The sequence below is a fragment of the Piscirickettsia salmonis LF-89 = ATCC VR-1361 genome, from assembly GCF_000297215.2.
In the GTDB taxonomy this organism is placed as follows: domain Bacteria; phylum Pseudomonadota; class Gammaproteobacteria; order Piscirickettsiales; family Piscirickettsiaceae; genus Piscirickettsia; species Piscirickettsia salmonis.
Genome location: NZ_AMFF02000018.1, coordinates 7749 through 14911, shown reverse-complemented (window position 1 = coordinate 14911; position 7163 = coordinate 7749). Strand labels below are relative to the sequence as shown.

2 protein-coding genes are annotated in these 7163 nt (G+C 35.1%); both read right to left on the bottom strand.

The genetic code is table 11. The features are described 5' to 3' along the window. Positions 1 to 34: 34 nt before the first annotated feature. Complete coding sequence (locus tag C200_RS01975) at positions 35 to 1075, bottom strand: restriction endonuclease (protein ID WP_016211300.1); 1041 nt, start codon at positions 1073 to 1075, stop codon at positions 35 to 37. Between the two features lie 511 nt (positions 1076 to 1586). Beyond that, a complete protein-coding gene (gene hhe, locus C200_RS01970; RefSeq protein WP_129556480.1) occupies positions 1587 to 7076 on the bottom strand; it encodes a DUF4011 domain-containing anti-phage protein Hhe in 5490 nt (1829 codons plus the stop codon). Positions 7077 to 7163: the final 87 nt, after the last annotated feature.

The following is a 7163-nucleotide window of genomic DNA, read 5'->3' as shown; positions in this document are numbered from 1 at the left end:
CATATCTGGAGTTTTACAACTTATACCTAGTCAGTTAATGTGTTACTAATTCTTTCATCGGTGTTAACTTAAGGTCTTTCATTTCTTTTTGATCAAAATAACCATCGATTAATATAGATAATATACTTCCATTTTGAAGGTATTGTTGTTTACTATTATCATTTTTTTGTTTTAGTTCTGACCACTCAGAATATTCAAAGTTGTTGTGTTTAGATATTGAATATTGCTGATTATTAATGTGATCAGCTACAGCGAAAGCATATTTATAATTGGATGATCGATCAATGATAATTCTTGATTGAGCAATTTTAAGTCTAATTGTTATTTCTGCGCGCGGTAGAAAAATAGCGTTATCTTGATTATAAATGACAATATCTTCACTAAAATTAATATTTAGCTTTGTCTGTAAATATCTAGTGCATTCTTCGCCACCATTAATGAGCAGGCTTTTTTTCTGAAACTTTTTAATTCCTTCTATAGTGGCATATTCAATAGCAGATTCTAAGGTTTTATATTTATCCTTATGTTTTGATATGATTATATTTTCACTTTTTTGATTGTCGCCTAATTTAATCTCTAAATTATAATTTTTTCTTGCTTCAAACTGTTGAGAGGACAATATTTTTGTATCAATCGGTTTAACTGATATGATTGTTTTAGATATTGATTGCAGGTAAATGTCTATAGTTTTTCCTGGCATTCCCCATTCTTGATCAGTTAATTCCCTAACAACAAAAATAGTAATACCTTTTGATTTAGCATATTTCTCTGCACCAGACTGATAACCTCTTGTGGTAAAAAATATACCTTTAGAAGCATTTAAGTCCTGTATGCTTGCATAGAGAACATCAACATGAGAACGCTCTACCTTTTTTTTCCAGTATTTGCATTCTACTAATGTCAAGTATTCATATACCCCTTTTTTGTGTTTAATCATGACATCAATTTGTCGGGAAGCCCCTGAAGCTCCAATGAGAGTGATATCATGTAGAACATCTACTTCACCATCTTTATGTAGGTCAGCCACGAGTCTTTCGAAGCCACCCCAATCTTTTACAATATCTTTTAATTGCATATTCCATAAACTTAGTAATTGGTTGGTTTGTGGTGAAACAATTTTAATCTATTAATCTTTAGTTGAGTAGAGTTATTATTTGTCATATTTTTTTTATGCTACGGAGTTGTTGCAGTTCGGGCTTGGGGAGTAATGGAGCAACCAACCCACTTAAGACTTATCAGTTGTTTTTAATGGCCTTAACTCATCAAAAGAGAAAATTAACAGGCATATTTATTCAAATCAAGCTGCAAAAATTCTAAGTTTTGCAACTTTTAACGACTCCTGACTCTGGCTGCCTTAGATTTGTTGCAAAAATCAGATGCAAAAGTCTATTTTTTTGCGACATAATTTGCAAATCAGGAATAATAAACAGAAGGTGGCATTAGAAATCCTTAAGTGGGTTGGTTGCTCCATTACTCCCTAAGCCCGCAGTTGTAGTTAGATCTAATTATGTTTTCATTACATTGGACTTCAAGCCCAATTTCGTACCCTTTTAGGTTTTCAAAATGCTTATTCAACTCTCTTTTTATTACTGTGCAATCTCTGCTTCATCCTCAGCAATAATATTCAACACTTGCTCAAGGTATTTACCATGCGCGGTCGATGTAGCTGAGCGCAAGTAAGGAGGAATAACCTCTAAAAACTCACTTTTTGAAATAGGTTTAAATTCGCAGAAGGCGGCAATCATTGCTGGTCTTAAAAGTCTATTTGCTAAAGGTATTCCATCGGTACTTGAGATGACTTCCTGAGCAAATTTTTGAAGCTTTGCTTCTAATGAATCGTCAGTATGAATAAATTTATCAAGCTCATGCAGCACTTGATTCTCATGTTCAACTACATCCTCAATTTCTTCTACCTCTGAATGCACAACGGTTTGCTCTGTTACTTCAGTTTTTAGCTGATGCAATACTTCAATAATTGGCTTTAATTGAGCTTGTGGATTTTTGAACCAATCGGTTGACCAAATTCGCTTAATATTCCAGCCCAATCTTTCTAATACCGACTGACGTAGCCTATCTCTGTCACGAGCAGATTTACCAGAATGATATGTTGCACCGTCACACTCTACCCCCATTAAATATCGGCCTGGCTGGCCTGGGTCTTGTATTGCTAAGTCAATAAAGTAACCAGCTACACCCACTTGTGGCACACAATTGAACCCTTCAAGCTTTAAGGCATTCATCACTGATATTTCAAAGTCGCTATCTGGCTGTTTGCCTGTATGTTTTTGCTGTTGAAGCTTGCCTGTTTGGGCAAAAATTAAAAAGCTTTTCAGTGCTTGAACGCCAGGGCTTGATGTTTCTGAAGCGACAATATGGCTTTCAGTCATCGAACTGAAAACATGCATACGTTTTTTGGAACGAGTGAATAATACGTTTAATCGTCTACCACCGGCGGCAGAGTTGATTGGACCAAAGCGCTGAGGCATTTGCGCTGCTCCCGCTTCTTGTGGTCCGTAGGTGCATGATATATAGATAACGTCTCTTTCATCACCTTGTACATTTTCGAGGTTTTTCAGAAAGAGCGCTTCTTCGATATTTGCGTTATCCGCTAATGTATCTCTAAATTGAGGATCATCTTTAGATAATTCTTCCACACATCGTTCTATTTGCTCTCGCTGTTTCGAACTCATAGCGACAACACCTAAAGATTCATGTGGGCGATGCAATAAATGATTTCTAACTGCTTCAGCGATGACCTTAGCTTCTTCAATATTATGCTGATTTACAAAGCGACCACTTTTTACATGGGTAAATTTGATACCAAATTCATCACTTTTACTTGATGGTGATGGGAATACCACTAAGTTACTGTCATAAAACTCTTGGTTTGAAAATGCAATCAGGCTTTCATGGCGTGAACGGTAGTGCCAGCGTAACCTGCGAGCATTGAACATAGGAAAAGAAACATCGAGTATGCTTTCTGATTGCTCTATAGCGGTTGTATCTTCTTCATCGTTATCAACTGCTTTATCAAAGAAGCTAGTTGGTGGTAACTGTTTGGGGTCTCCTACAACAACTAATTGTTTACCCCGAGCAATAGTACCTAGAGCGTCTTGAGGTTTTATCTGTGATGCTTCATCCATTACAACTAAATCAAATTCTAGTTGCCCTGGAGCTAGATATTGGGCTACTGAGTGTGGCCCCATCATGAAACATGGCTTTAAGGCCACTAAAGATTTACCGGCTCTTCTAACAAGTTGTCTTATCGGTGCGTGACGAGTTTTTTTGCCCACTTCATTATTGATAAGGCCCATTTCAGTGTATGAAGAAACCATACCGCTTGAAACACCTGAAACTGTGCTGTTTATACCTGCTTGTGCGACTTGATAAGCTATTTTTTCTTGCTGTAATGTTTTTAGTTTGTTGTCGTATTCTTGAAATTGCTTACGAATAGCATTTTGATCTGCTCCTGAAAAATAAGCTAATTCTTGGTTTTCATTAATTATTTCTCTGGCCAAAATATCAAATACAGAATAAACATAGATTTGTTTAATATTTTCTAAATTTAACGCACCAGTTTCGGTGTAACGTAATAAATTCTCTAACCCTTTATCTGACAAGGATGATCTAATTCTAATAAAATCTACCCAAGTACTTAACCAGCGAGGTTGGCTAATGGCCTTATTATTGCGTTCTTGCAATAGTGTAAATTTACCATTTGTTCCTTTAAACCAAGCATTCTCATCCAAATCAACTTTGTGAGCAAACTTTTGTAAAGTTTGTTGGCAGCTATTAAACGAAACTGAAATATTATCTAAATGAGATGTAATTAACGAGAGCGCTTCAACACTAAAGTTATTTAATAAATAATATTTTAAAGGTTCTGATTCGAGTAAATCAATAGCTCTACTTAGTTCTAACGTAGATTTTATTTTTATTAGTTGCGATCTAGAATCACTTCTAATAGAAAGTTGAGTTTTTTCATCAAATAATTCCCTAGAAATATCATTTTCATCAAGTAAGCGCTCTGTGTTAACTAAAGATGAAACTTGATCAATACCTATTGTTAATTGACTTAAGGTAAAGTCTTTCCTGGATAATGATTGTAATGTTTTAATATCATTTTCTATCTCATCAACAAATGAGGAAATACCAACATCTGCTGATAAATTGGTATTTTTGTCATCAAATAATGGATGTGAGAAAACATTTTCTAATTGAGGGAATAACTGAGAAAATTGCTCAAACTCTGCAAGTGATTTTGATGCTGCTAAATGTTTTAACCCTTTAAATAATTCACTATCGATTGAAAATAATGAGTTTGCAAATGACACTTTTTTACCGAAGCCTACGCCATACGAGGCACGAATGTCTTTATACCAACTTTTAAGACTAATTAGTTCAGATATTGGTGTATCAATCCCTTTAAACTCATGTTGAAGCAAGGACTGGTAAGCTGATTCTTTATTCAATTGATCTATCAATTGTCGATATGAGGTTAATTTAGCAATCAATGGTGCTAACTTTTTAACTTTCGGTTTCAACCCTTTGGCATACATAATCAGTTTAGATTTAGCTGCTCGCCATTCACTGCTAAACCAACAAAAAACTCCTGCATTTTTTATAATGCTATCTATTTCTTTTAGCTCATTTACTGTAGGTAAGTTTTCTAGATTGAAGTGCTGTTCTAAGCTTTTGTGTAATAGTTGTATTTTTGGAAGAAGCTCTTCTAAATTAGCTAGGTGAGGATCTAAAAGTTCGTTATCAAATAGCTCATGTCTTCTAGATATCAGTGTTATATCAAGTGCGTTTATATACTCAAAATACTGCTTACATTCTAAAAAGCCATTATATGATGGTGATAGCAAGTCAGACAAGCTGTTGTCTTGCTCTGTTAATGTTTTTAAATCATCTGAAAGCGAAAGACTTACATCTCTGAATGTTTTTAGTAGCTGTAACTGTTGAAAAATATTAGTTAGTTTTAATTCGAGGCTCTTACACTCTCTTTGTAAATTGTTATTCGATTTTTTCAAATGTTCAAGGCTTTCACCATCGTTTAAAACTGTTCGCTCGAATAAGTCTTCCAAGGATTCTAACAGCTTGGATGTCGCTTTATATTGCTTGATATATTCGGTTAATTCATCACCTTTCTGAGAAGTTATTAAGTTAAGAGCCTGAAGGTGCTCTGTACCTTTTAATTTAGGAATATTACTGTTGTCAGCTAACACTTGTTTCAATGAACTAATATCGCTTACTACAACGCTATTAAGTTGTTCATTAAATGGTTTAGATGCTTGTTCTAATGCAGTAATAGTATTATTCCAGGCAATCAAGAGGTTGCATACGTCATCACAATCGAATTGTTGGATAGATTTATTGTAAACACCAAACCAAGGATGGTCTGATAACTCAGCCACTGAGCCAAGCTGTTTTTTTACTCCATCAAAAACATCTGTATATTTTCTAAGCTCATCGGTGGTTCTTCTTGATGATATTTCATCGAAACTTTGCCCATCAATATGATCAGGTTTTATGTCATCTAGTGAAATATTTGCGAATTCTTCACGATATCGTGTTGCTGTAGAAAAGATTTGATGAATCGTTCTACCGGTGCTTTTCCATGTACTGTTGATCAAATTAGCATAATGCGTTAATGCTTCTTTTTTCTCTTCATACATTTGGATATCAATATCGATTGATGATGGATAACGATAATCACCTTGGTTATTTATTCGCTTCTTAATATTTTCATATACATGCTTTTTCTGTGTTTTATGGCTGTGTAATTCTAGACAAAAATCACCTAAACCAGCTCTCGTTAACCTAGACTTTACGACTTGAAGTGCTGCCATTTTTTCAGCAACAAAGAGTACTTTTTTACCTTGAGAAATAGCAGCCGCAATTAAATTAGTAATAGTTTGAGATTTGCCAGAGCCTGGAGGTCCTTCAATAACTAAATTTTTGCCCTGAATTGCATCAACTAAAGCGCTGTGCTGTGAGCTGTCAGCATCGTCAATTAATGGGTATTGGTTATGTACTTCATCAAGCTTATCGATTAAATACTCTTCACCGAAACTGGTGTTGCTTCCATTGTCGTCATCAAATCCCTGTTTAGCAAAAAACTTTTGAAGAATTGAATGATTTTGAATGTTATTTGCTCCTGGAGGCCAACGTTCTGGATCTAAATCCAAGTACATCAATAACTTGCCGAAATCAAACATAGATAACGTAGAAAAACGTTTAACCTTCCATTGAGGCTTATGTCGTAAAAACTGGCTTTCAACTTTCTTCAAATATTCTTCTGGTAAAACGTCTTCCGTTAATTCAGGCAAGTCAAGGTGAAAGTCATGCCTTAATTTTTCTCTCAAAGAGAGGTTTGAGATTATATCTTCACCTGTATATTCAATAGTATAATTATATGTGCCAAGATCTTTATTTAATGAAGCTCTATCTATTTTAACCGGTATTAAATACAACGGAGCCTGTCGAGCCACACTTGAATTTTCATCTTCAAACCACTCAAGAAAACCAAATGCTAAGTAAAGAATATTTGCACCAGTTTCCTCAATAGCTGTATTTGCCTTAGTTCGAATGTTACGTAATTGTGCTTCTAGCTCTCGTGGGTACAGAAGTGATTGGATATTAGTATCATTATGCTTTGAATCTCTGGGTTTTATGCTTAATGGCAGCTCATAGTTTGTATTGAACCCTTTGACCTTTGCCCATTCTTTAGCACTTGGGTCAGCTTTTACTTTTACTTCTTGGCCATCATCATCAATAACGATGTATCCATGCTCAATTAACTCTTCTCTTAGTGGCTCATCAATCGGAATAAAAGTGAACTTATAGCTTTCAAGTATGTTTTCAGCTAATTGGTCTGGCATTTCATCTATCACACGGATAAAGCCTGACCTTCCATGTTTAAAGTTTAATAGTCGATTTCTGCCAGTGAGGTCTAATAAGCGGTTTCGGATGGATTGCAAAGAATCAAATGCAAAATTATCATTTAACTGAGTATTTGTTGAATGATCCATATTTTGAGGTACTCCCTTTTCATTCATTTCGCCCTCCGTCATCTGAAGTGCAACACTACTCTATACTAAGCCGCCATCAAATACTCTAAAAAAACATGATTAGGTGAGCAATAATTCAAACTCGCTCTT

Excerpts from the sequence above, each read along its gene's own strand:
- C200_RS01975 (WP_016211300.1), bottom strand. The coding sequence starts at position 1,075 with ATGCAATTAAAAGATATTGTAAAAGATTGGGGTGGCTTCGAAAGACTC.
- hhe (WP_129556480.1), bottom strand. The coding sequence starts at position 7,076 with ATGACGGAGGGCGAAATGAATGAAAAGGGAGTACCTCAAAATATGGAT.